The sequence below is a fragment of the Streptomyces sp. SID486 genome (assembly GCF_009865385.1).
Lineage (GTDB): Bacteria > Actinomycetota > Actinomycetes > Streptomycetales > Streptomycetaceae > Streptomyces.
The window spans coordinates 1-23,501 of sequence record NZ_WWJT01000354.1 but is presented as its reverse complement, the minus strand read 5'-3'; the positions used below and the strand labels follow the sequence as shown (position 1 = coordinate 23,501).

At 72.7% G+C, this 23,501-nt stretch carries 19 protein-coding genes and 1 pseudogene; 13 read left to right on the top strand and 7 right to left on the bottom strand.

Annotation, left to right across the window (positions count from 1 at the left end; translation table 11 throughout):
- Nucleotides 1–45 precede the first annotated feature (45 nt).
- Nucleotides 46–1,401, bottom strand: a complete 1,356-nt coding sequence (locus GT045_RS16680) for an AMP-binding protein (RefSeq protein ID WP_237538651.1) — start codon at nt 1,399–1,401, stop codon at nt 46–48.
- 251 nt (nt 1,402–1,652) lie between these two features.
- Between GT045_RS16680 and GT045_RS16675 the strand changes: the two genes are divergently transcribed.
- Complete coding sequence (locus GT045_RS16675; RefSeq protein ID WP_161334653.1) at nt 1,653–2,990, top strand: 6-phospho-beta-glucosidase; 1,338 nt, start codon at nt 1,653–1,655, stop codon at nt 2,988–2,990.
- Between the two features lie 152 nt (nt 2,991–3,142).
- Here GT045_RS16675 and GT045_RS16670 read toward each other — a convergent pair whose 3' ends face one another.
- Nucleotides 3,143–3,817, bottom strand: coding sequence for an adenosylcobinamide amidohydrolase (locus GT045_RS16670; protein WP_161334652.1), 675 nt, complete (start codon nt 3,815–3,817; stop codon nt 3,143–3,145).
- A 456-nt stretch (nt 3,818–4,273) separates the two neighbouring features.
- On the opposite strand from GT045_RS16670, the gene GT045_RS16665 reads away from it, so the two are divergent.
- Together GT045_RS16665 and GT045_RS16660 are read left to right on the top strand one after the other, a co-directional pair.
- Complete coding sequence (locus GT045_RS16665) at nt 4,274–5,179, top strand: metallophosphoesterase (protein WP_161291352.1); 906 nt, start codon at nt 4,274–4,276, stop codon at nt 5,177–5,179.
- Nucleotides 5,127–5,840, top strand: coding sequence for a 4'-phosphopantetheinyl transferase superfamily protein (locus GT045_RS16660; RefSeq protein WP_345942663.1), 714 nt, complete (start codon nt 5,127–5,129; stop codon nt 5,838–5,840). The genes GT045_RS16665 and GT045_RS16660 overlap by 53 nt, the downstream gene beginning before the upstream one ends.
- A 326-nt stretch (nt 5,841–6,166) precedes the next feature.
- Here GT045_RS16660 and GT045_RS16655 read toward each other — a convergent pair whose 3' ends face one another.
- Together GT045_RS16655 and GT045_RS16650 are read right to left on the bottom strand one after the other, a co-directional pair.
- Nucleotides 6,167–6,394, bottom strand: a complete 228-nt coding sequence (locus tag GT045_RS16655; protein WP_161334651.1) for a hypothetical protein — start codon at nt 6,392–6,394, stop codon at nt 6,167–6,169.
- Nucleotides 6,395–6,767: 373 nt separating this feature from the next.
- The gene (locus GT045_RS16650) at nt 6,768–7,424 is read right to left on the bottom strand and encodes a helix-turn-helix transcriptional regulator (RefSeq protein WP_161291358.1); all 657 of its coding nucleotides are present in this window, start codon (nt 7,422–7,424) and stop codon (nt 6,768–6,770) included.
- Between the two features lie 241 nt (nt 7,425–7,665).
- Between GT045_RS16650 and GT045_RS16645 the strand changes: the two genes are divergently transcribed.
- The 9 genes from GT045_RS16645 (at nt 7,666) to GT045_RS16605 (ending at nt 20,083) form a co-directional block, all read left to right on the top strand.
- Nucleotides 7,666–8,337: a hypothetical protein gene (locus GT045_RS16645; protein WP_161291360.1), complete on the top strand. Its 672-nt coding sequence runs from the start codon at nt 7,666–7,668 to the stop codon at nt 8,335–8,337.
- A 108-nt stretch (nt 8,338–8,445) separates the two neighbouring features.
- Complete coding sequence (locus GT045_RS16640) at nt 8,446–9,444, top strand: LacI family DNA-binding transcriptional regulator (protein WP_202515636.1); 999 nt, start codon at nt 8,446–8,448, stop codon at nt 9,442–9,444.
- Nucleotides 9,445–9,572: 128 nt separating this feature from the next.
- Nucleotides 9,573–10,925: an extracellular solute-binding protein gene (locus GT045_RS16635; protein WP_161334650.1), complete on the top strand. Its 1,353-nt coding sequence runs from the start codon at nt 9,573–9,575 to the stop codon at nt 10,923–10,925.
- A gap of 5 nt (nt 10,926–10,930) precedes the next feature.
- On the top strand, nt 10,931–11,884 hold the full coding sequence (locus GT045_RS16630; RefSeq protein ID WP_161334648.1) for a sugar ABC transporter permease: 954 nt from the start codon (nt 10,931–10,933) through the stop codon (nt 11,882–11,884).
- Nucleotides 11,881–12,759, top strand: coding sequence for a carbohydrate ABC transporter permease (locus tag GT045_RS16625; RefSeq protein WP_161334646.1), 879 nt, complete (start codon nt 11,881–11,883; stop codon nt 12,757–12,759). The genes GT045_RS16630 and GT045_RS16625 overlap by 4 nt, the downstream gene beginning before the upstream one ends.
- 33 nt (nt 12,760–12,792) lie before the next feature.
- On the top strand, nt 12,793–14,400 hold the full coding sequence (locus tag GT045_RS16620) for a glycoside hydrolase family 13 protein (protein WP_161334643.1): 1,608 nt from the start codon (nt 12,793–12,795) through the stop codon (nt 14,398–14,400).
- A gap of 206 nt (nt 14,401–14,606) precedes the next feature.
- Nucleotides 14,607–16,775: a discoidin domain-containing protein gene (locus GT045_RS16615; protein WP_161334642.1), complete on the top strand. Its 2,169-nt coding sequence runs from the start codon at nt 14,607–14,609 to the stop codon at nt 16,773–16,775.
- 344 nt (nt 16,776–17,119) lie between these two features.
- Nucleotides 17,120–19,168, top strand: a complete 2,049-nt coding sequence (locus GT045_RS16610; protein ID WP_161334640.1) for a phospholipase C, phosphocholine-specific — start codon at nt 17,120–17,122, stop codon at nt 19,166–19,168.
- Nucleotides 19,169–19,234: 66 nt separating this feature from the next.
- Nucleotides 19,235–20,083 carry a phospholipid scramblase-related protein gene (locus GT045_RS16605; RefSeq protein WP_161291373.1) on the top strand — a complete coding sequence of 283 codons (849 nt, stop codon included), beginning with the start codon at nt 19,235–19,237 and terminating at the stop codon, nt 20,081–20,083.
- A gap of 76 nt (nt 20,084–20,159) precedes the next feature.
- Here GT045_RS16605 and GT045_RS16600 read toward each other — a convergent pair whose 3' ends face one another.
- The gene (locus GT045_RS16600; protein WP_161334638.1) at nt 20,160–21,149 is read right to left on the bottom strand and encodes a hypothetical protein; all 990 of its coding nucleotides are present in this window, start codon (nt 21,147–21,149) and stop codon (nt 20,160–20,162) included.
- Complete coding sequence (locus GT045_RS16595; RefSeq protein ID WP_161297703.1) at nt 21,146–21,946, bottom strand: phosphatase PAP2 family protein; 801 nt, start codon at nt 21,944–21,946, stop codon at nt 21,146–21,148. Before GT045_RS16595 ends, GT045_RS16600 begins: the two co-directional genes overlap by 4 nt.
- A gap of 195 nt (nt 21,947–22,141) precedes the next feature.
- Here GT045_RS16595 and GT045_RS16590 point away from each other — a divergent pair, with 195 nt between their 5' ends.
- A complete protein-coding gene (locus GT045_RS16590; RefSeq protein ID WP_161297702.1) occupies nt 22,142–22,756 on the top strand; it encodes a TetR/AcrR family transcriptional regulator in 615 nt (204 codons plus the stop codon).
- A 137-nt stretch (nt 22,757–22,893) separates the two neighbouring features.
- On the opposite strand, the pseudogene GT045_RS16585 reads toward GT045_RS16590, so the two are convergent.
- Nucleotides 22,894–23,501: pseudogene (locus GT045_RS16585) on the bottom strand (hypothetical protein); the annotation flags it as partial.

The window sequence follows — 23,501 nt, the reverse complement described above, 5'->3', positions numbered from 1 at the left end:
GTCGGCCCCGGCCTCCTGACGGCCCGCCGGACCCTGGCGCGCTTCTCAAGGGGCGTCCGCGACGCGGCCGGCCATCACCAGGTCGCCGTCCGGGGTGCGCCGCGCGAGGTCGCCGGTGCGGAAGAAGCCGTCGTGGGTGAAGCGGCGCGCGTCGTCCTCGGGCGCCCGGTAGTAGCCCCGCACCGTGTACGGGCCGCGGGCGAGGAGTTCCCCGGTCTCCCCGTCGGGCACGTCCGCGCCGTCGGGGCCGACGATGCGGATCTCGTCGTCGGGGGAGAGCGGGCGGCCCCGCGCGGTGAGCGCCGTGCCGTCCGGGCCGGCCGGCCGGGTGAGCACGAGCGGCCCCTCCGCCCGGCCGAAGACCTGCTGCAGGCGACATCCCCACGCGCGGCCCATCCGCTCGGCGACGGCCCCGGACACGGGCGCACCGGCCAGCTGCACGAGCCGTAGGCTGCTCACGTCGGACCGGACCGCGGACAGTACGTCGAGCCAGCGTTCCGCGTCGGCGGACGCGACCGAGGCGACGGTGACCCGCTCCCGTCCGACGGCGGCGAGACATGCGGCGGGGCCGGGGTCGTGGGCCTGCACGACGGTGCCGCCGACGGAGAGGACGCCGACGACGCCGGGGCAGCCGGAGGCGAAGCCGGGCCCGGCGGGCGGCGCCGCGAGATACACGTCGTCCTCGGTGAGCGACGCCGCCTCCGCGGCGGCCCGTGTCTGGTAGGCGTAGTCGTCGTGGGTGCGCGCAACGAGCCTCGGCGCCCCCGGGGCACCGCCGGAGGGCAGGAAGAACGCGACCTGTCCGGCGCCGCGGGCGAGCGGCGCGTCGGGCGGGGCGTCGACGGAGCCCAGCGGGAAGTAGTGGCAGCCCGACACGTCGGTCGCCAGACCGCCGTACGGGGACGCTGCGGCCGGCGGCTCGTAGGTGAACACCCGCCGCAGGAACGGCCCTCGGGCCGCGATGTCCGCGGCCATCGCCGTGTGGTCGAAGCCTTGGTGCACCGCGGGACCGACATAGCCGACGGCCTCGGTGACCCGCACGACGTGCGCCACCTCGGCGGTGCGGTACGACAGCGGGCAGAACACGGGGGCCGCGCCGACCCGCATCAGCGCGAACGCGGTGACGACCAGTTCGGGAACGTCCGGCAGCTGGACGACGACCCGTTGTCCGGCCCGCAGCCCGCGCAGCCGGAAGCCCGCGGCCACGCGGTCCACCCGCCGGTTCAGGTTCCCGTACGTGAGGCGGGTGCCGTCGTGCACGAGCGCCGTGCGCGGCGCGTACGCCATCGCCCAGCCGCGCAGCAGGGTGTCCAGTGTGTTGCCGCGCCAGTGCCCGGCCGCCCGGTACCGGGCGGCGAACTCGTCGGGCCAGGGTGTGCAGCCGTCGGGCATGGTCGCCATTCGCTCCCTCCGGGGGCCGCCCTGCCACCTGAGGCCCGGCGGGTCGTGTGCCGGCCATCCAATCCGCCGGCCTCGCGGCCCCACAAGGCGCTGTCCCGACCAGGAACGCTTCCGGTCTCTCGTCGGAAGCTCCAAGCCGGAGCGTGCCAGGCGCCCCCGGCGGGCGGGGCGGGGCCGGGCCGGACGGCAGTGGTCCGCGGGCGCGGCTGCCGGTCTGCTAGAAGGGTGCGAGAGGGAAGGAAGGTACGGGCGTGAGGCTGACGATTCTGGGCGGTGGCGGGTTCCGGGTGCCGCTGGTGTACGGCGCGCTGCTGGCCGACCGGGCCGAGGGCCGGGTCACCGAGGTCGTCCTGCACGACCTGGACGACCGCCGGCTGCGAGCGGTGACCCGGGTGCTGGCGGAACAGGCCGAGGGGGTGCCCGGCGCACCCGAGGTGTCCGCCACCACCGACCTGGACACGGCGCTGCGCGGGGCCGACTTCGTCTTCTCGGCCATCCGCGTCGGCGGACTCCAGGGCCGCGCGGACGACGAGCGGGTGGCCCTCGCCCAGGGCGTGCTCGGCCAGGAGACCGTCGGTGCCGGCGGGATCGCCTACGGACTGCGCACGGTCCCCGTCGCGGACGGCATCGCCCGGCGCGTGGCCCGCCTCGCTCCGGACGCCTGGGTCATCAACTTCACCAACCCGGCCGGCCTGGTCACCGAGGCGATGTCCCGTCACCTCGGCGACCGCGTCATCGGCATCTGCGACTCGCCGGTCGGCCTCGGCCGCCGGGTCGCCCGCGTCCTCGGCGCCGACCCGGACACGGCCTTCGTCGACTACGTCGGCCTCAACCACCTCGGCTGGCTGCGCGGGCTGCGGGTCGGCGGGCGCGACGAACTGCCGCGCCTGCTCGGTGATCCGGCGCTGCTCGGCTCGTTCGAGGAGGGCCGGCTGTTCGGCGCCGACTGGCTCCGCTCGCTCGGTGCGATCCCCAACGAGTACCTGCACTACTACTACTTCAACCGGGAGACCGTCCGCGCCTACCAGGAGGCCGAGCAGACCCGCGGCGCGTTCCTGCGCGACCAGCAGGCCCGCTTCTACGAGCGGGCGGGCGACCCGGACGTCTCCGCCCTGCGGGCCTGGGACCGCACCCGCGCGGAGCGCGAGGCGACGTACATGGCCGAGAACCGGGAGAGCGCCGGCGCCGGCGAACGCGAGGCGGACGACCTGTCCGGCGGGTACGAGAAGGTGGCCCTCGCCCTGATGCGGGCCATCGCCCGCGACGAACGCGCCACCCTGATCCTCAACGTCCGCAACCGTTCCACACTGACCGCCCTCGACGCCGACGCGGTCGTCGAGGTGCCGTGCCTGGTCGACGCGAGCGGCGCCCACCCGCTCGCCGCCGCCCCGCTGCCCGGCCACGCCACCGGCCTGGTGTGCACAGTCAAGGCCGTGGAGCGCGAGGTGCTCGCCGCCGCCGGGTCGGGTTCCCGGGCGGCCGCCGTCGCGGCCTTCGCGCTGCATCCGCTGGTCGACTCGGTCACCGTGGCCCGCAGGCTGCTGGAGGGCTACACCGAGGTCCACCCGGGTCTTGCGTACCTGAGGTGACAGGCGCCCTTCGGGCGGGAAGCCGGTGGCCCGCCGCCGGCCCGGCGCGGTGAGCGTGGGAGGCGCGGGGAGGGCGTGGCGGGGGCAGGTCAGGGCGTGGCGGGGGCAGATCTGGGCGTGGCGGGGGCAGATCAGGGCGTGGCGGGGGCAGGTCAGGGCGCGGCCGCCGTGCGTACGCTCGCGTGCACGGCCCGTGCCAGCCTGGCGCCCCACAGGGAGCGAGGCCCGGCGAACTGCTGGGCCTCCTCGCCGGGGCGCGGGACGCGAGCGGCGACGCAGACGGCGTCGGTGGGCGTGCCGGAGCAGTCGTAGCCCTCGTCGAGGAGGGCTTGCACCTTGGCTTCGGTGGCCGTGGCGACCGCGTTGACCAGCGCTGCGTCGGTCAGCGCCACCGGCAGGGCGGCGACGACGTTGATCGTGCCCGGTCCTGTCGGGGCCACCGTGCCCCGTGCCGGGGAGGCGGCCCAGCCTCGTACGCCGAGCCCCGCGGTGGCGACCGCTTCGACGCCGCCGTCGTGCGCGCGGCCGTACGCCTGGACGTCGGCCGCGGTCATCAGGCCGACCCCCGGTCCGCGCAGGCCCTCTCCGCGGGCGAGGCCGGCGAGATGGCGGGCGGGGTCGGTGCGGCGGTAGCCGTGGGAGACCTGGGCGTTGAGGACCCAGGCCCGCTCTCCGACACCGCCCCCGAGGACGGCGCTGCTGATCATCCGCCAGCCGGTGCCCGCCCGCCAGATCAGGGCGTGCAGTTTCTCGCCGTCCTCGACGCGGGTCACCAACTGGAGCGGCAGCACACCGGCCGTGGTGCGGGGCGGCGGGATCGCGGTCACAGGGCGGGACTCCTCGGAGAGCGGGGACCCGGTGATCGTAGGCGGAGCCACCGCGGCCGGACGCACGCGCCCCGGTCCCGGCCGGACGCACGTGCCCCGGTCCCGGCCGGACGCACGTGCCCCGGTCCCGGCCGGACGCACGTACCCCGGTCCCGGCCGGGCGGGCGGAGCACGCGGGGCGGCGCCGATGACGGACGGTGTGGCGCGGAGCCGGGAAACGCCCCGCACCGCAATCCGTTGCGGGGCACCCGTGCCACGTCCCCGCGCAAGCCGCCGTTGCGGGGCACCCGTGCCACGTCCCGGCGCAAGGCCCTCACCTGGGTGCACGCGACGCGACGCGGAGCGGGGCGGCGTTCCCGCCCGGCCGGAAACTGACACTCGGCCAGATGGCTCTTGTCCGGGCCCGGGTGGATGTGTTCTTGTGGTGGCATCGGATGATCGGAAGGGATGTGCGCGGTGGAGTCGAGGGCCGGGGCCGGACAGCTGCTGGCCATCAGCGACCTGCACATCAGCTACTCGGAGAACCGCGCCCTGGTCGAGGGCATGCACCCGGAGAGCGACGACGACTGGCTGATCGTGGCCGGTGACGTCGCCGAGACAGTCGCCGACGTCCGCTGGGCCCTCGGCCTGCTCGCGAGCCGCTTCCGCAAGGTGCTGTGGGCACCCGGCAACCACGAGCTGTGGACGCACCCGAGCGACCCGGTCACCCTGCGCGGTGCCGCACGGTACGAGCACCTGGTCGAGGTGTGCCGGGAGCTGGGCGTCGTCACGCCGGAGGACCCCTATCCGGTGTGGGAGGGAGCCGGCGGCCCGGCCGTCGTCGCCCCCCTGTTCCTGCTGTACGACTACTCGTTCCTGCCGCCCGGCTGCGCCACCAAGGCGGAGGGCCTGGCCTACGCGGAGCGCACGGGCATCGTCTGCAACGACGAGTTCCTGCTGCACCCGGACCCCTACCCGACCCGCGAGGACTGGTGCCGGGCACGGGTGGCCGAGACCGAGCGCCGGCTCGCCGAGCTGCCCGAGGACCTCCCGACCGTGCTGGCCGGTCACTACCCGCTGGACCGGCACCCCACCGAGATCCTGTGGCACCCCGAGTTCGCCATGTGGTGCGGCACCGGGCTGACCGCCGACTGGCACCGCCGGTTCCGGGTCGCCACCATGGTCTACGGCCATCTGCACATCCCCCGTACCACCTGGCACGACGGAGTCCGCTTCATGGAGGTCTCCGTGGGATACCCGCGCGAATGGCGCAAGCGTCCGGATGCCCCGGGAAGACTGCGCCGCATCCTGCCCATGGAGGTCGAAGCAGGTGATCGAGGAGCTGCTCCCGGAGTCGGTCGCGGCCGTGGAGGCGCACACTGACGACCCGCTGTGGGACTCCCCGCTCTTCCCGGGCGAGGAGGCGCTCGTCGCGCGCGCGGTGCCCAAGCGGCGCCGCGAGTTCGCCGCGGTCCGCGGGTGCGCGCGCAGCGCCATGGAGAAGCTCGGCGTGCCCCCGCAGGCCGTGGTGAGCGGCGAGCGGGGCGCACCGCAGTGGCCGGCCGGGGTGGTCGGCAGCATGACCCACTGCGCGGGGTACTGCGCCGCCGCGCTGGTCCGCGCCACCGATCTCGTCTCCCTGGGTATCGACGCCGAGCCGCTGGGGGCCCTTCCGGAGGGCGTCGGCGCCTCCGTCTTCCTGCCCGTGGAGTCCGCGCGGCTCGACCGGCTGGCCGCGCGGTGGCCCGGCGTGCACTGGGACCGGCTGCTGTTCAGCGCCAAGGAGTCCGTCTACAAGGCGTGGTTCCCGCTCACCCGCAAGTGGCTGGACTTCTCCGAGGCCGACATCACCCTGCGGCCGGACACCGGCGACGCGTCCCGCGGCACCCTGCGCGCCGAACTCCTCGTCCCCGGCCCCCTGGTGGGTGCCGGCCGGCTCCAGGTCTTCGAGGGACGGTGGGCCGTGGGCGACCAGGTCCTGGCCACGTCCGTCGTCATACCGCACCCCGCGGCCCCGGAGGACCGCGCGACGACGCCCGCCTGACGGCCGGCCACACCCCCGCCCCGCCCCCTCACGGGCCCGTCCCGGCGCCGGTCCCTAGTGCACGGCCCGTCCCGGCGCCGGTCCCTAGTGCACGGCCCGTCCCGGTTCCGGTCCCTCGTGCACCGCGGCCGCCAGGGTTCCGGTCCCTCGTGCACCTGGGCCCGCCAGGTTTCCGGTCCCTCGTGGACCTCGACCCGCCCCGGTTCCGGTCCCTCCTGCACCTGGGCCCGCCCGTCGCCGGGACCCTGACGGCTGCGCGGCGGCGGGCCGGCCGGGGCACGGCGGTGACGGGGCGACGGCGGCGGCGATGCGGACGGCCGACAGGGTCAGGCGGGCGGGCACCAGTGGTGCAGCAGCCGGAAGAACTCCTCCTCGTTGCCCGCGAGACCCGCCCGGGCCAGTGCCTGCTCCGCCTCGGCGAGCACGGCGGGCGGGACGACGGCGGGCCGCCCGTCGCCCGGTGGTCCGTCGAAGGCGGCGCGCACCGTGTGCAGCAGCCGCAGGTACGCCTGTACGGCGGTGCGCTCACGGTCGGTCAGTACGGCGGTGGGCATCGGTCGGCTCTCCCCGAGTAGGCGTCACGGTCACGCGCCCTGCGGCGCCGTGCACCGCGTCGTACGGCGCACGGTCCCAGCTTGCCGCCCACCACTGACAACGCCGTCCGGCTCGGTGCCGGTTCGCCCGCTTGGCCGAGGAAGCGGCGCGGCCGAACCCCCTGGTACGGCCGGGCCGGTGACGCCGCAGGAGCCCCTGCGGCGGGACGGCACCGCGCCTGCCGGCGGGCCGGCCGGGGCCGGGTCCCGTGCGAACTGTGGCCGGGTTCGGCCCTGCCGGCCGGTGTGCCACGGTCCGTGACCGACGATCACCAACCGGGCGTCCGCAGCGGCGTGTTCCGCCACCACGACGGCGCACCGGCTCTCACCCGGTTCACGGCTCCGGCCGCTTGACGCTCTCCAGGAGCATGTCGAGCCACTCCGCGACCTTGTCGCGGTGCTGGTCGGTGGGCAACTGGGCGGCCCGCCAGGCGATACCGCGTACACCGTGGTCCTGCAGCAGCCGTTCCAGGGGGTCCTGCGCGCCCTCCACGGCGGCCCGCTCCCGGTCCGCGAGCTTCTGCAGCAGCTCCTGCTCGGTGCGCTGCAGCGCGCCCGCCAGCGCCTCGGGGTCCTCCGCGGTGAGGAAGCCGGCGTGCACCCGGAAGAAGCGCTGCAGGGCGTCGCAGTGCTCCATGGTCGGCCGCCGGTCGCCGTTGATGAGCGCGCCGGCCTGCTGCCGGGACATGCCCGCGCCGTCGGCGATCTCCTGCTGGGTGTAGCGGCGCCCGCCCGGCTTCAGCCGCGTGCGGCGCAGCAGGTCGAGGCGCTGCAGGAACCGGGCCTGGACATCCGGTTCGCCCGCGGGCCGGCCGCTGAGCAGGGCCCTGACGACCGGCTCGGGCACCCCGCAGGCGATGGAGAGCCGCCCGACGTCGAAGACCTCGGCATGCGGGACGCCGAGGCGGTCGGCGAGCGCGGTGACGCGGGCGACGACGGCCGGCAGCTGGGCGGTCGCCGAGGCGCCCGGATCCTCGTAGCCATCCGTCACCGACAGAACTCCTACGTCTAGAGAGGGCTTCAGATGCGTCCGTGCTTCTCACGAGCGATCGCCGTGAACTTCCCGGAGAGTAGCCGGTGTCTCGAACCCACATCCAGGTGTCGCCACAACTGTGGCGAATTTCAGCCGTCAACCGGCATGAAATGCCACGATAGTTGACACGCCTCTTGCCTGGGCAGCAGGATCGCATCGCCGCGTGAAAGGCCGCAGAGGCAAGAGGGGTGACCTCCCGATGGCACATCAGGCAGGAGGGCAGCGGCCGGCACCGCGGCCCGTCCCCGACACTTGCGACACCCAGGCGTACCTCCAGGACTACGGAGCGCTGCTGGAGTACCTGTCCTGCCCGTCCCTGGTGGTCGACCGCCAGTGGAACGTGGTCATGGCGAACCGCGCGTTCGAGACGTTCTTCGGGGGCGTGCGCCCCCACCCGACGGCCATGCCGGGGGAGAACTTCCTGCGGTTCGTGCTGTTCCACCCGGACGCGGGCGAGATCCTCGGCGAGCACGAGCCGGGCTGGTGCCTGCCGATGCTGGCCCAGCTCCGCTCGGCCCTGGAGTCCTGCGGGCACGACCCGGAACTCCAGGCGATCCGCCGCGACATCGCCCAGGACCCCCTCATGGAGGCCGCCTACCGGCAGGGCCTGCCGCACTGGATCCGGGCCGTGGGCGAGGCGGCGACCCGCCTCGACGGAGCCGTACGCCTCCTGCACCACCCCGACCCGCGCCGCGGGCGCATCGAGTGCCGCATCGTCGAGGAATCACCGCAGCCGCTGCGGGAGCTGGGCCACCGGCACCTGACGCTGGTGCTGCGCGATCCCCGCCGGCCCGCCGCCGCGGTGCGCCGGCCGCGCCGTTCGCGGGGCACCGCCTCGCATCTCACGGTCGTCCCGGCGGCCGAGAGCTGACCCGGCACCGTCGGCGTTCAGGTCGCCGACGGCGCCGGGCCTCCCCCCTGCCCGGAACCGCCACCACTTACGCAAGTAGCTTGCATTGATTGCGCTACTCTTGCGGCCATGACGCGACGACTTGCGGAAGTGGCGAAGAAGGTCGGGGTCAGCGAGGCCACGGTCAGCCGGGTGCTCAACGGCAAGCCGGGTGTCTCCGACGCCACCCGGCAGGCGGTGCTGACCGCCCTCGACGTCCTCGGCTACGAGCGCCCCACCCAGCTGCGCGGCGAACGCGCCCGCCTCGTGGGCCTCGTCCTGCCCGAGCTGCAGAACCCCATCTTCCCGGCGTTCGCCGAGGTCATCGGCGGTGCCCTGGCCCAGCTGGGACTCACCCCGGTGCTGTGCACGCAGACCAAGGGCGGGGTGTCGGAGGCGGACTACGTCGAACTGCTGCTCCACCAGCAGGTCTCCGGCGTCGTCTTCGCCGGCGGGCTGTACGCACAGGCCGACGCGCCGCACGACCACTACCGGCTGCTCGCCGAGCGCAACATCCCGGTCGTGCTGGTCAACGCGGCCATCGAGCACCTCGGGTTCCCGGGCGTGTCCTGCGACGACGCCGTCGCCGTCGAGCAGGCGTGGCGGCATCTGGCCTCCCTGGGCCACGAGCGCATCGGCCTGGTCCTCGGCCCCGCCGACCACCTGCCCTCGGCCCGCAAACTGGCCGCCGCGCGGGCCGTCGCCGGCGATCTGCCGGAGGAGTCCGTCGCGCGCGCCATGTTCTCCATCGAGGGCGGTCACGCCGCCGCCTCCCGGCTCATCGACCGGGGCGTCACGGGCATCATCTGCGCCTCCGACCCGCTGGCGCTGGGGGCGATCCGGGCGGCCCGCCGCAAGGGGTACGACGTCCCGGGCCGGATCTCCGTCGTCGGCTACGACGACTCGGCGTTCATGAACTGCACCGAACCCCCGCTGACCACCGTCCGCCAGCCCATCGAGGCCATGGGCCGCGCGGCCGTGGAACTGCTGAACACGCAGATCGGCGGTACCGCCGTACCCGCCGAGGAGCTGCTGTTCGAGCCGGAACTGGTGGTGCGCGGCTCCACAGCGCAAGCCCCGCGCGACTGAACCGCCGGGCATTCAGCCGCCTGTCAAATAATTACAGATTCTGCGCGACATCTTGCGGTCCGATGTCGGCGGTGCTTGAGTGTGCGACGCCCACCGCTCCAGCCATGCGTGCCATGAGGGGTCCACCGATGAGACACACCGGGTTCCGCCGTACCGTCGTCGCGATAGGCGTCTGTTCCTCCCTCGCCCTCGCCGTCACCGCCTGCGGGTCCGGTGACGACGGGTCGGCGAGCGGCAGGACGCGTATCACCGTCAACTGCGAGCCGCCCAGGAGCGCCAAGGTCGACCGCGGCTTCTTCGAGGACGACATCGCCTCCTTCGAGAGGCAGAATCCGGACATCGACGTCGTCGCGCACGACGCCTTCCCCTGCCAGGACCCGAAGACCTTCGACGCCAAGCTCGCCGGCGGCCAGATGGAAGACGTCTTCTACACGTACTTCACGGACGCGAAGCACGTGACCGCCATCGACCAGGCCGCCGACCTGACGCCGTACCTCAAGGAGCTCAAGAGCTACGACACCATCCAGAAGCAGCTGCGGGACATCTACACCGTGGACGGCAAGGTCTACGGCATCCCGCGCACCGGCTACTCCATGGGGCTGATCTACAACCGTGCCCTCTTCCGGAAGGCCGGCCTGGACCCCGACAAGCCCCCGGCGACCTGGGAAGAGGTCCGCGCGGCCGCCAAGAAGATCGCCGCGCTCGGCGACGGCACGATCGGATACGCCGACTACAGCGCCCAGAACCAGGGCGGCTGGCACTTCACCGCCGAGCTGTACTCCCAGGGCGGCGACGTGGTCGGTGCGGACGGCAAGAAGGCCACCGTCGACACCCCCGAGGGCCACGCCGTGCTGCAGAACCTGCACGACATGCGGTGGACCGACGACTCGATGGGCAGCAAGCAGCTCCTCGTCATCAACGACGTGCAGCAGCTGATGGGCTCGGGCAAGCTCGGGATGTACCTGTCCGCCCCCGACAACATCCCGATCCTCGTCAAGGAGAAGGGCGGCAACTACAAGGACCTCGCGCTCGCCCCCATGCCGGGCGGCAAGGGCACCCTCATCGGCGGCGACGGCTACATGTTCAACAAGCACGACACGCCCGCCCAGATCCGCGCCGGCCTGAAGTGGCTCGACCACATGTTCCTCACCCCCGGAAAGGGCTTCCTCGGCGACTACGCACGCGCCAAGAAGAACGACGCCCCCGTCGGCCTGCCCGAGCCGCGCCTGTTCACCGGCGCCGCCGACGCCGCCGACCAGCGGGCCAAGAAGGCCAACGCCAACGTCCCCGTAGCGAACTACCAGGCGTTCCTCGACGGCAACCAGCAGCTCCAGCTCAAGATCGAGCCGCCGAACGCGCAGCAGATCTACTCCGTCCTCGACGGCGTCGTCTCCGCCGTCCTCACCAAGGAGGACGCCGACATCGACCAGCTGCTGAAGGACGCCTCCGGGAAGATCGACAGCATTCTGGCCCGGAGCTGACCACGATGACGAAGACGGCCGAGCGGCGGCCCGTGACGAAGGCCGCCGCCCACCCGCTCCCGGGGCCGCCCCCGGCGGGGGACCTCAGACGCCGCCGCCTGGCCGACCAGGCCCGCGCCTACGGCTTCCTCCTCGGCGGCCTGCTCTGCTTCGCGCTGTTCTCCTGGTATCCGGCGATCCGCGCGGTCGTCATCGCCTTCCAGAAGTACACGCCCGGCTCCGACCCGCAGTGGGTCGGCACCGCCAACTTCACCCGGGTCTGGCACGACCCCGAGTTCACCGCCGCCTGGCGCAACACCCTCACCTTCACCCTGCTCGCCCTGCTCATCGGCTTCGCGATCCCCTTCGTGCTCGCCCTCGTCCTGAACGAGCTGCGGCACGCCAAGGCGTTCTTCCGGGTCGTGGTCTACCTGCCGGTGATGATCCCGCCGGTGGTCAGCGCCCTGCTGTGGAAGTGGTTCTACGACCCCGGAACCGGCCTCGCCAACGAGGCGCTGCGCTTCGCGCACCTGCCCACGTCCAACTGGTCCAACGGCACCGACACCGCCCTGGTCTCCCTGGTGATCGTCGCCACCTGGGCCAACATGGGCGGCACCGTCCTCATCTACCTCGCCTCGCTGCAGTCCATCCCCGGCGAGCTGTACGAGGCGGCCGAACTGGACGGCGCGAACCTGCTCCAGCGCGTCCGGCACGTCACGGTCCCGCAGACCCGTTTCGTGATCCTCATGCTGATGCTCCTGCAGGTCATCGCGACCATGCAGGTGTTCACCGAACCGTTCGTCATCACCGGCGGCGGTCCGGAGAACGCCACCGTCACGGTCCTGTACCTCATCTACAAGTACGCCTTCCTCTACAACGACTTCGGCGGCGCCTGCGCCCTCAGCGTGATGCTCCTGGTCCTGCTCGGCGCCTTCTCCGCGGTCTACCTGCGCCTCACCCGCTCCGAGGGGGACGCATGAGCAGCACCCGCACCCTGATCTCCCCGGCCGCCCTCGCCCGCCCGCGCGGCAAGGCCGTCTACTGGACGGTGTTCGCGGCCGTCGTCGTCCTCTTCGCCCTCGCCTTCCTCTTCCCCGTGTACTGGATGGTGACCGGAGCGCTGAAGTCCCCCGACGAGGTGGCCCGGACCCCGCCGACCCTCGTCCCGGAGCACTGGCACCTCACCGGCTACACCGACGCCTGGGACCTGATGCAGCTCCCGCAGCACCTGGTCAACACGCTCGTCCAGGCGGCCGGCGCCTGGGCCTTCCAGCTGGTCTTCTGCACGGCTGCGGCCTACGCCCTGTCCCGGCTGAAGCCCGCCTTCGGCAAGGTGATCCTCGGCGGAATCCTCGCCACCCTCATGGTCCCGGCCCAGGCACTGGTCGTACCCAAGTACCTGACCGTCGTCGACCTGCCGCTGATCCACACCAGTCTGCTCAACGACCCCCTCGCCATCTGGCTTCCGGCGGTCGCCAACGCCTTCAACCTCTACCTGCTCAAACGGTTCTTCGACCAGCTGCCGCGCGACGTGCTGGAGGCCGCCGAGATCGACGGCGCCGGCAAGCTGCGGATCCTGTGGTCCGTCGTCCTGCCCATGTCCCGGCCGGTGCTCGGCGTGGTGTCGATCTTCGCGCTGGTCGCGGTCTGGCAGGACTTCCTGTGGCCGCTGATGGTCTTCTCCGACACCGGCAGACAACCGATCAGCGTGGCCCTGGTCCAGCTCTCGCAGAACATCCAGCTCACCGTGCTCATCGCCGCGATGGTGATCGCCAGCATCCCGATGGTGGCGCTGTTCCTCGTCTTCCAGCGGCACATCATCGCCGGGATCACCGCGGGCAGCACCAAGGGCTGACCCCGTCGCCCCGTCTAGAGAAAGGCACGCTCCGTGGGACAGCCCACCCCTGCCCAGAAGGACGCCGACTGGTGGCGCTCCGCCGTCATCTACCAGGTGTACGTCCGCAGCTTCGCGGACGGCGACGGCGACGGCACCGGCGACCTCGCGGGCGTCCGCGCCAAGCTGCCGTACCTGGCCGAACTCGGCGTCGACGCCCTGTGGTTCACCCCGTGGTACCTGTCTCCGCTGAAGGACGGGGGCTACGACGTCGCCGACTACCGGACCATCGACCCCGCCTTCGGCACCCTCGCGGAGGCGGAGAAGCTCATCGCCGAGGCTCGGGAGCTGGGCATCCGCACCATCGTCGACATCGTGCCCAACCACGTCTCCGACCAGCACTCCTGGTTCCGGGCCGCGCTCGCCGCCGGTCCCGGCAGCCCGGAGCGCGAGCTGTTCCACTTCCGGCCGGGACGCGGCCCGGACGGAGCGCTCCCGCCGAACGACTGGCCCTCGCAGTTCGCCGGGTCCACCGAACCGGTGTGGACCCGCCTGCCGGACGGCGACTGGTACCTGCACCTGTTCACCCCGGAACAGCCCGACCTCAACTGGGCGCACCCGGCCGTCCGCCAGGAGCACGAGGACATCCTGCGCTTCTGGTTCGAGCGCGGTGTCGCCGGCGTCCGCATCGACTCGGCGGCCCTGCTCGCCAAGGACCCCGAACTGACCGACCTCGCGGCGGACCCGGAGCCGCACCCCTTCGCCGACCGCGACGAACTCCACGACATCTACCGTGCCTGGCGGCGCGTGGCCGACGAGTACGGCGGGGTCTTCGTCGGCGAGGTCTGGCTCCCCGACGCCGAGCGCTTCGCCCGCTACCTGCGCCCCGACGAACTCCACACCGCCTTCAACTTCTCCTTCCTGACCTGCCCCTGGGACGCCGGCCGGCTGCGCGCCTCGATCGACACCACCCTCGCCGAGCACGCGCCCGTCGGCGCCCCGGCCACCTGGGTGCTGTGCAACCACGACGTCACCCGCACGGTCACCCGGTACGGCCGCGAGGACACCGCCTTCGACTTCGCCACCAAGACCTTCGGCACCCCGACGGACCTGGCACTGGGCACCCGCAGGGCGCGGGCCGCCGCCTTGCTGTCACTGGCGCTGCCGGGCGCGGTGTACCTCTACCAGGGGGAGGAACTAGGGCTGCCGGAGGCCGACATCCCGGTCGACCGCGTCCAGGACCCCATGTACTTCCGCTCGCAGGGAGCCGATCCCGGCCGGGACGGCTGCCGGGTGCCGCTGCCGTGGGCCGCCGGCCTGCCGCACGCGGGGTTCGGCGCGGGGGAGGAGCCATGGCTGCCGCAGCCGGCCGGCTGGTCCGCCTACGCCGTCGACCGGCAGCGGCAGGACCCCCACTCCATGCTCACCCTGTACCGCGAGGCCATCGCCCTCCGCCCGGAGTTCGGTGACGGCCCGCTGACCTGGCTGCCCGCGCCCGAGGGTGTGCTCGCCTTCTCCCGCCCGGGCGGGGCCCTGTGCGTCGTCAACCTCTCGGCCGCGCCCGCCGAGCTGCCCGCGCACTCCCGGTTCCTGATCGGCAGCTCCCCACTGGACGAGGCGGGCCGGCTGCCGCGGGACACGGCGGCCTGGCTGCGCCGCTGAGCCACGCCCCGATCGGCCTCACCGTCCCGCGCACCCCGCCGCGACCGTACGCACCTCGCCACCTCACGCACCCCCCACGCCCCGTACGCACCTCCCTGACCCACGCACCCCCCCACCACCCGTACGCACCTTGCCACCCCACGTACCCCACCACGACCCGTACGCACCTTGCTATCCCACGCACCCCACCACGAAGGGATCAGCACATGCACCGCAGCACCCACCACGTCAGGCGCGTGCCGGCGATCGGGGCGGCCGTCGCCCTCGCCGCCGGCACGCTGGTCGCCCTCGCCCCCACCGCCCAGGCGGCGGCCGGAGCCACGCTCCCCTTCACCTCCGTGGAGGCCGAGTCGGCGACGGGCAACGGGACGAGGATCGGACCGGACTACACGCAGGGCACCCTCGCCTCGGAGGCGTCCGGCCGGCAGGCCGTCCGGCTGACGTCCGGGCAGCGGGTGGAGTTCACCGTGCCGCGCGCGTCCAACGCCGTGAACGTCTCCTACAGCGTCCCCGACGGCCAGTCCGGGACGCTCGACGTGTACGTCAACGGCACCAGGCTCGCCAGGACGCTCCCGGTGACCTCCAAGTACTCCTACGTCGACACCGGCTGGATCGCCGGCTCCCGGACGCACCACTTCTTCGACGACGCACGGCTGTTGCTCGGCCAGAACGTGCAGGCGGGCGACAAGGTCGCCTTCGCGTCGACGGGCACGCAGGTCACCGTGGACGTCGCGGACTTCGAGCAGGTCGCCGGGCCCGCCACCCAGCCCGCGGGATCGGTGTCCGTCGTCTCCAAGGGCGCCGACCCCGGCGGCAACGGCGACTCCACCCAGGCGTTCCGCGACGCCATCGCCGCCGCCCGGGGCGGCACGGTCTGGATACCGCCGGGCGACTACCGGATCACCTCCTCCCTGAGCGGCGTGCAGAACGTGACCCTGCAGGGCGCCGGCGGCTGGTACTCGGTCGTCCACACCTCCCGCTTCATCGACCAGTCGAGCTCCGCCGGCAACGTCCACATCAAGGACTTCGCGGTCGTCGGGGAGGTCACCGAACGCGTCGACTCCAGCCCCGACAACTTCGTCAACGGCTCCCTCGGGCCCGGCTCGTCCGTCTCCGGCATGTGGATCCAGCACCTGAAGGTCGGGCTGTGGCTCACCGGCAACAACGACAACCTGGTGGTGGAGAACAGCCGCATCCTCGACACCACCGCCGACGGCCTCAACCTCAACGGCAACGCCAGGGGAGTCCGCGTCCGCAACAACTTCCTGCGCAACCAGGGCGACGACTCCCTCGCCATGTGGTCCCTGTACGCCCCGGACACCGGCTCCAGCGTCGAGAACAACACCGTCTCGCAGCCCAACCTCGCCAACGGCATCGCCGTCTACGGCGGCACCGACATCACCGTCCGGAACAACCTGGTCTCCGACACCAACGCACTGGGCAGCGGCATCGCGATCTCCAACCAGAAGTTCGCGGACCCCTTCTCGCCGCTGGCCGGCACCATCACCGTCGCCGGCAACACCCTGGTGCGCACCGGCGCGGTCAACCCCAACTGGAACCACCCGATGGGCGCCCTGCGCGTCGACTCCTACGACAGCGCCATCGACGCCACCGTCGACATCACCGACACCACGATCACGGACAGCCCGTACAGCGCCTTCGAGTTCGTCTCCGGCGGGGGGCAGGGCCACCCGGTCCGGAACGTCGACGTCACCGGTGCGACCGTGCGGAACACCGGCACGGTCGTGGTCCAGGCCGAGGCGCCGGGCGCGGCCACCTTCCGTGACGTCACCGCCACCCAGGTCGGCGCCGCCGGCGTCTACAACTGCCCTTACCCGAGCGGCTCCTTCAGCCTCACCGACGGGGGCGGCAACTCGGGCTGGTCCAGCACCTGGGCCGACTGCTCCACCTGGCCGAAGCCCGGCCAGGGCACGCCCGTCCCCGACCCCGGCCGCAACCTGGCCAAGGGCCGCCCGGCCACCGCGACCGGATCCCAGGACGTCTACACGCCCGGCAAGGCGGTGGACGGCGACGCCGGCACCTACTGGGAATCGTCCAACAACGCCTTCCCGCAGTCCTGGACGGTGGACCTCGGCTCGTCCTTCGCCGTGCGCCGCCTGGTGCTGAAGCTGCCGCCCTCCGCGGCCTGGGGCGCCCGCACCCAGACCGTCACCGTGCTGGGCAGCACCGACGGCTCGAACTTCGGCACGGTGGCCGGCTCCCAGGGCTACCGCTTCGACCCGGCGACCGGCAACACCGCGACCGTGTCCCTGCCCGCCACCACGAACCTGCGTTACCTGCGGCTGACCGTCAGCGGTAACACCGGCTGGCCCGCCGGGCAGTTGAGCGAGGTGGAGGCGTACCTGGGCTCCTGAGGCCGCCTCGTCCGCACCCCCGGCCGGAACGCTCGGCACACCCGTCTGCCTGATGCGGGGAAGAGCGGAAGAGGGGAAGAGTGGGCTCCGTGAAGGCCGCGGCGGTCGTAGGGAATGCGCCGCCGCGGCCCGGCACGTCCCGTGAGCGGTTGCCGTGACCCACGCCGCCCGGAGGCCGCGTCGAGCGAACGGGACGCCGACCGTCCCGCACCGCACGGACCGCCGAGTTTCACGCGGGCGCCACCAGACCCTTCCCTGACGTTTGCTGCTCTTGGAACACTCGCTGCGCGCAGGTTCCGTCAACTGACGGTATCCCGTACGTCAGGACGAGAGGATTCCCACCCATGCCCGAAGTCAACCGGCGGCGCTTCCTCCAGCTCGCGGGCGCCACGACGGCGTTCTCGGCGCTGGCCGGCAGCATCGAGCGCGCGGCGGCCCTGCCCGCCCTCTACAGCACCGGATCGGTCGACGACGTCGAGCACATCGTCGTCCTGATGCAGGAGAACCGTTCCTTCGACCACTACTTCGGCTCGCTCCGCGGCGTGCGGGGCTTCGGCGACCCCCGGTCGGTCACGCAGAACGGCCGGTCGGTCTGGAAGCAGTCCGACGGCACGAAGGACATCCTGCCCTTCCACCCGGACGCTGACGACCTGGGACTGGCCTTCCTCCAGGACCTCCCGCACGGCTGGAGCGACACCCACGCAGCGTTCAACAACGGTAAGTACGACAAGTGGGTGCCCGCCAAGGGCACGACGACGATGGCGTACCTGACCCGCGACGACATCCCGTTCCACTACGCCCTCGCGGACGCCTTCACCGTCTGCGACGCCTACCACTGCTCCTTCATGGGCTCCACCGACCCCAACCGCTACTACATGTGGTCGGGTTACGTCGGCAACGACGGCAAGGGCGGCGGCCCGGTCCTCGGCAACGACGAGAAGGGCTACGGCTGGACGACGTACCCCGAGCGCCTGGAGCAGGCCGGGGTCTCCTGGAAGATCTACCAGGACGTCGGCAACGGCTTGGACGCGAACGGCTCCTGGGGCTGGATCGACGACGCCTACCGCGGGAACTACGGCGACAACTCGCTGCTCTACTTCAACCAGTACCGGGGCGCCAAGCCCGGCGACCCCCTCTACGACAAGGCGCGCACCGGCACCGACGCGCGCAAGGGCGAGGGCTTCTTCGACCGGCTGAAGGCGGACGTGCGGGCGGGCACGCTGCCCCAGGTCTCCTGGATCGTGGCCCCCGAGGCGTTCACCGAGCACCCCAACTGGCCGGCCAACTACGGTGCCTGGTACGTCTCCCAGGTCCTGGACGCGCTCACCTCCAACCCCGAGGTGTGGGGCAGGACGGCCCTGTTCATCACCTACGACGAGAACGACGGCTTCTTCGACCACGTCGTCCCGCCCTACCCGCCGGCCTCCGCCGCCCAGGGCAGGTCGACGGTGGACCCGGCGCCCGATCTCTTCAAGGGCGGCAGCGGCTACCCGGCCGGGCCCTACGGCCTCGGCCAGCGCGTGCCGATGCTGGTGGTCTCCCCGTGGAGCAAGGGCGGCTACGTCTGCTCCGAGACCTTCGACCACACCTCGATCATCCGGTTCATCGAGCGGCGCTTCCGGGTCCAGGAGCCCAACATCTCGCCTTGGCGCCGCGCCATATGCGGCGACCTGACCAGCGCCTTCGACTTCTCCCGCCAGGACACCGCGCCCGTCGTGCTGCCCTCCACGGCCGGCTACCAGCCGCCGGACCGGGCCCGTCACCCCGACTACGTGCCCAAGCCGCCCGCCCAGGGGTCCCTGCCCAAGCAGGAGAAGGGCAGCCGGCCCACCCGCCCGCTGAAGTACGCCCCTGCGGTGGACGGCTCGGCGGACACCGCGGGCGGCAAGTTCACGCTCACGTTCGCCTCGGGGGCGAACGCGGGCGCGGCGTTCCTCGTGACGTCCGACAGCCGTACCGACGGACCCTGGACGTACACCACGGAGGCCGGCAAGACGCTCTCCGACACCTGGAACTCGGTCTACTCCGGCGGCAACTACGACCTCACCGTGCACGGCCCCAACGGCTTCCTGCGCGTCTTCAAGGGCCGCAACAAGGTCGCCGGACCCGAGGTCACCGCCCGGCACACGGGCGACGACATCGAACTCACCTTTACCAACAAGGGCTCCGGCACGGTGCAGCTGAAGCTCGTCGACGGCTACGGAGGCGACCCGCTCACGGTGGCCGTGCGGGCGGGCGCGACCGTGCGCAAGACCGTCCTCCTCGCGGCGAGCGGGCGCTGGTACGACCTGACCGTGACCGCCGACGCCGACCCGGCCTTCCGGCGCGGCTTCGCGGGGCACGTGGAGAACGGCCGGCCCGGGGTCAGCGACCCGGCGATCGTCACGGGGTGAACGGCCGATGAACACCGCTCCGTACGGACTGGTCAGGTACCGGTCACCGCAGGGTAGTGTGCCCCGGTGACCACGCAATCGAACACTCCTGCAGGCTGGTACCAGGATCCGCACGGAGCGCCCCAGACGCTCCGCTACTGGGACGGCTCGCAGTGGACCGAGCACACCAACGCCGCCCAGCCGGCCGCCGGCCAGGTCCCGCCGCAGCAGGCCCCTGCCCAGCAGGCCGCCTTCCCGCAGCAGCAGGCCGGCGACGCCAAGGTGCAGCGCCAGGTGCAGCAGCAGGCCGGTGTCGCGGCCGGCGGCCCCGGCGGCGGCACGCTCTTCACCGAGCCCGTCCTGGTCGTGAACCAGAAGGCCAAGCTGATCGAGCTGACCAACGAGTACAAGGTCATGGATCAGAGCGGCCGCGAGCTCGGCTCGGTCACCCAGGTCGGTCAGGGGGTGCTGAAGAAGATCCTGCGTTTCGTCTCCAGCCTCGACCAGTTCATGACCCACAAGCTGGAGATCCGCGACGCGTACGGCCAGCCGCAGCTGCTGCTGACCCGGCCCGCGAAGATCTTCAAGTCCCGGGTGATCGTGACCCGCCCGGACGGCTCTCCGGTCGGCGAGATCGTCCAGAAGAACATGATCGGCAAGATCAACTTCGCGATGACGGCGAACGGCCAGCAGGTCGGCGCGATCAAGGCGGAGAACTGGCGGGCCTGGAACTTCGCGATCGTCGACCACGCGGACAACGAGGTCGCCCGGATCACCAAGACCTGGGAGGGCCTCGCCAAGACGCTGTTCACGACCGCGGACAACTACGTCCTGCAGATCCACTACCAGCTGCCCGAGCCGCTGCTGAGCCTCGTGGTGGCCACGGCGCTGACGGTCGACACCGCGCTGAAGCAGGACGCGCGCGGCTGGGGCTGACCGGCACCCGGTCCCGCACGACGACGGCGGCCGGTGCGCGCGATTCCTTGCGCGCACCGGCCGCCGTCGTGTGCGGTCACAGCGCCGTGAGATGCCCCGGCTGGTCCGGCTGCCGCGGCACCAGCACCGGCTCGGCCGTCGCCGTACCGGGCTCCAGTGCCAGCACGGCCGCCACCGGGTGCTGGTCGTGCCCGTCCTGCCCGTCCGGCGTGTCGTGCTCCCCGGCCGGCTCCGCGGGCCCCGGTGCGGGTGCCGTCCGGCTGAGCAGCACCACGCCCCACGCGGCGAGCCCGGCGCCGGTCAGGGCCAGCAGCACCCCGGCGGCACCGCCCTGGAGGCCCTGTCCGAGCAGGGAGAGGCCGATCACCGCGGCGGCCACCGGATTGGCGAGGGTGACCACGGCCAGTGGGGCGCCGAGGCCGCCGCGGTAGGCGGTCTGGGACAGCAGCAGGCCGCCGACGGCGAACGCGGCGACGAGCACGGCGACCACCACGACCTCGGTGCTCAGCGCCGGGCCGGAGCGGTCCGTGGCCGCCACGGTCACCGTCTGGGTCAGCGCGGAGGCCACCCCGGAGGCGAAGCCGGACGCGGTCGCGTGCCGCAGGCCCGGCCGGGCGCCGGGCCAGGACAGCAGGCCGATCGCGGCGGCGGTCGTCCCCGCGACCGCCAGGGCCTGGGTCAGGGACAGCACCCGGGCGGGCGCCGGACCGGCGGCGGAGACGAGCAGCGCGCCCAGCCCGAGCAGCGTGAGCGCCGTACCGCGCCACTCCACCGTGCTGACCCGCCGCCCGGCGGCCCGCGCGCCCAGCGGGACGGCGGCGACCAGGGTGAGCGCGCCCAGCGGCTGTACGACGGTCAGCGGGCCGTACTTCAGGGCGACGACGTGCAGCAGCGCGGCGGCGGCGTTCAGCCCGACCGCCGACCACCAGGCGCCGGTGCCCAGCAGCCGCAGCAGGCCGGTGCCGGCGCTGTGCGCGGCGAGGCGCTCCTGGGCGACCGCGGCCAGCGCGTAGGCGACGGCCGACACGAGGGACAGGGCGAGGGCGGCGAGCACGGCGGCGCTCATCGGCCCGCTCCCACCAGGACGGGCTCACGTGTGACGGGCCGGCCGGCACCGCGCCCCGCCGTGCTGACCGTGCGCCGCGGCGGATGGATGAGCGCGAGGGCGGCGCCGAGCATGGCCGTCGCGACGATCGAGTCGAGCCAGTAGTGGTTCGCCGTGCCCACGATCACCAGCAGGGTGACCAGGGGGTGCAGCAGCCACAGCCACCGCCACCGCGACCGGGTGGCGGCGATCAGGCCGATCGCCACCATCAGCGCCCAGCCGAAGTGCAGCGAGGGCATGGCCGCGAACTGGTTGGAGAGGTGGTCGCTGGACGGCGGCCCGTACACGGACGGGCCGTAGACCCGCGCCGTGTCCGTCAGGCCCGTCCAGGTCAGCATCCGCGGCGGGGCCAGCGGGAAGGTGAACGGCAGCACGAGGGCGGCCGTGGTGACGACCGCGAGGACCCGGCGGGCCCACACGTAGTGCGCGGGCCGGCGGACGTAGAGCCAGACCAGGAAGGCGAGCGTGGCCGGGAAGTGGACGGTCGCGTAGTAGGTGTTCGCCAGATGGACCAGGGTGTCGCCGTGCAGCAGTGCGGACTGGACGGCGTTCTCGTGGGGCAGGTGCGCGGTCCGCTCCAGGTGCCACACGCGGCGGGCGTTGTGGAAGGCCTCGCCGGTGTGGCCCGTGGCCAGCCGGCGGCCGAACTTGTAGACCAGGAAGAGTCCGGCGACCAGCAGGAACTCACGTATCAGAGGCGGGCGTGCCGGGGTCTCCGGTTCCGTTTCCGCCTCCGCAGGCTCGGTTCGGGCATTCATCCCCCGGCCCCTTCGCTGACGGTGGTGCGTGTGGTGGTGCAAGGCGTGGTGCGTACGGGCCGGGATGACCCGGGCCGCATCGATACGTTGTCGTACCGATACGCCAGTGTACCGATACGGTCGAGTACCGGTACACTTGCGTATCGATTGATGTGCGCCACACTGGACACAGGCACGAGTGAGGGGAAGCAGCGCATGACGTCGCAGGCCGCGGACGGACCGGACACGGTCGTCGCCTCGCGCCGCTCCAAGATCACGCCGGAGCGTGAGCGGGAGTTCTTCGACGCCGTGCTGGAACAGATCCGTGAGTGCGGCTACGACTCCGTCACCATGGAGGGCGTCGCCGCCACCACCCGGTGCAGCAAGTCCACGCTCTACCGGCAGTGGAAGACCAAGCCGCAGTTCGTCGCGGCGGCGCTGCGCGCCAGCCGCCGGGTGCGGTTCGCCGGTATCGACACCGGATCGCTCGCCCGGGATCTGCGCCAGGCCGCGCGGGCCGCGGGCGACTGGTCCGGCAAGGACACCCGGCTCCTGCAGGCGCTGGGGCACGCGGTGACGTCGGACCAGGAACTGGCCCAGGCGCTGCGCGAGGCGCTGGTCCACCCGGAGATCGCCGCGCTGGAGGAGATGCTCGACCGGGGCGTGGCCCGGGGCGAGGTCCCCGCGGGCCACCCCGCGCTGGAGTACGTCCCCGCGATGATGTTCGGCGTCCTGCGCGTGCGGCCGGTGCTCAACGGCCAGTACGCCGACGCCGACTACCTGGTCCGCTTCGTGGAGGCCGTGGTGCTGCCCGCGCTCGGACTGAGATGAGACCCAGGCCGCCGTTCACGGGATGACTGAACGGTGACCTGTCCGCGCCGCACCGTGGGGACGGGGGCGGCGCGCACCCCCCGGCCGGGTGGGATTCTCCTTGAGCGGAGGGGGATCCCACCCGGCCGATCCGTGTGTCAGACGTCCTGGCCGGCGCCGCCGCCGGACGAGACCTCGATGCCCTTCAGGATCTCGTCGACGACCGACAGCTGCTGCCCGACGTCGACGCCGAAGCGCACCAGCACGAACTGCCGGGGGTCGTTGGGCGAGGGGAAGGCGACGGACTCGACGTAGCCGTCGGCACCCTTGCTGGTGACGGCCTTCCAGCGCACCAGGTAGCCCTTCTGCCCGGCCACCGTCACCGCCTCGGAGGCCAGCACCTGGTGCGAGACGATCCTGCCGTAGGTGGTGCCGCCGTACGACTGCTCGGCGTTGGCCGCGATGTCCGCCTTCGCCACGGCCTGCGCCGTGTCGCCCTTGATACGCAGCGCCTTCGCCGGAGCGGTGTAGGCGCCGCCCGCGGTGCAGGTCTTGGCCGGGTCGCCCGGGCACTTGTAGGAGGTGCCGGAGGTCACCTGCGCACCGACGCCGATCGACTGCCCGGACCAGCCCTGCGGCACCGGAAGGCTGATGCCGTTGTAGGGGTCCGGCACCGAGCCGCCGCCCTCCACCTTCGGCGCCTCGGACGTCCCCGGCGACGGCGCGCCCCCGCCGGAGCCCCCCGAGCCCCCGGAGCCCCCCGAGC

What these genes read in the sequence shown, in the direction of transcription:
- GT045_RS16680 (WP_237538651.1), bottom strand. Translation starts at nt 1,401, where the DNA reads ATGGCGACCATGCCCGACGGCTGCACACCCTGGCCCGACGAGTTCGCC.
- GT045_RS16655 (WP_161334651.1), bottom strand. Translation starts at nt 6,394, where the DNA reads ATGCCCACCGCCGTACTGACCGACCGTGAGCGCACCGCCGTACAGGCG.
- GT045_RS16645 (WP_161291360.1), top strand. Translation starts at nt 7,666, where the DNA reads ATGGCACATCAGGCAGGAGGGCAGCGGCCGGCACCGCGGCCCGTCCCC.
- GT045_RS16640 (WP_202515636.1), top strand. Translation starts at nt 8,446, where the DNA reads ATGACGCGACGACTTGCGGAAGTGGCGAAGAAGGTCGGGGTCAGCGAG.
- GT045_RS16635 (WP_161334650.1), top strand. Translation starts at nt 9,573, where the DNA reads ATGAGACACACCGGGTTCCGCCGTACCGTCGTCGCGATAGGCGTCTGT.
- GT045_RS16630 (WP_161334648.1), top strand. Translation starts at nt 10,931, where the DNA reads ATGACGAAGACGGCCGAGCGGCGGCCCGTGACGAAGGCCGCCGCCCAC.
- GT045_RS16625 (WP_161334646.1), top strand. Translation starts at nt 11,881, where the DNA reads ATGAGCAGCACCCGCACCCTGATCTCCCCGGCCGCCCTCGCCCGCCCG.
- GT045_RS16615 (WP_161334642.1), top strand. Translation starts at nt 14,607, where the DNA reads ATGCACCGCAGCACCCACCACGTCAGGCGCGTGCCGGCGATCGGGGCG.
- GT045_RS16610 (WP_161334640.1), top strand. Translation starts at nt 17,120, where the DNA reads ATGCCCGAAGTCAACCGGCGGCGCTTCCTCCAGCTCGCGGGCGCCACG.
- GT045_RS16600 (WP_161334638.1), bottom strand. Translation starts at nt 21,149, where the DNA reads ATGAGCGCCGCCGTGCTCGCCGCCCTCGCCCTGTCCCTCGTGTCGGCC.
- GT045_RS16595 (WP_161297703.1), bottom strand. Translation starts at nt 21,946, where the DNA reads ATGAATGCCCGAACCGAGCCTGCGGAGGCGGAAACGGAACCGGAGACC.
- GT045_RS16590 (WP_161297702.1), top strand. Translation starts at nt 22,142, where the DNA reads ATGACGTCGCAGGCCGCGGACGGACCGGACACGGTCGTCGCCTCGCGC.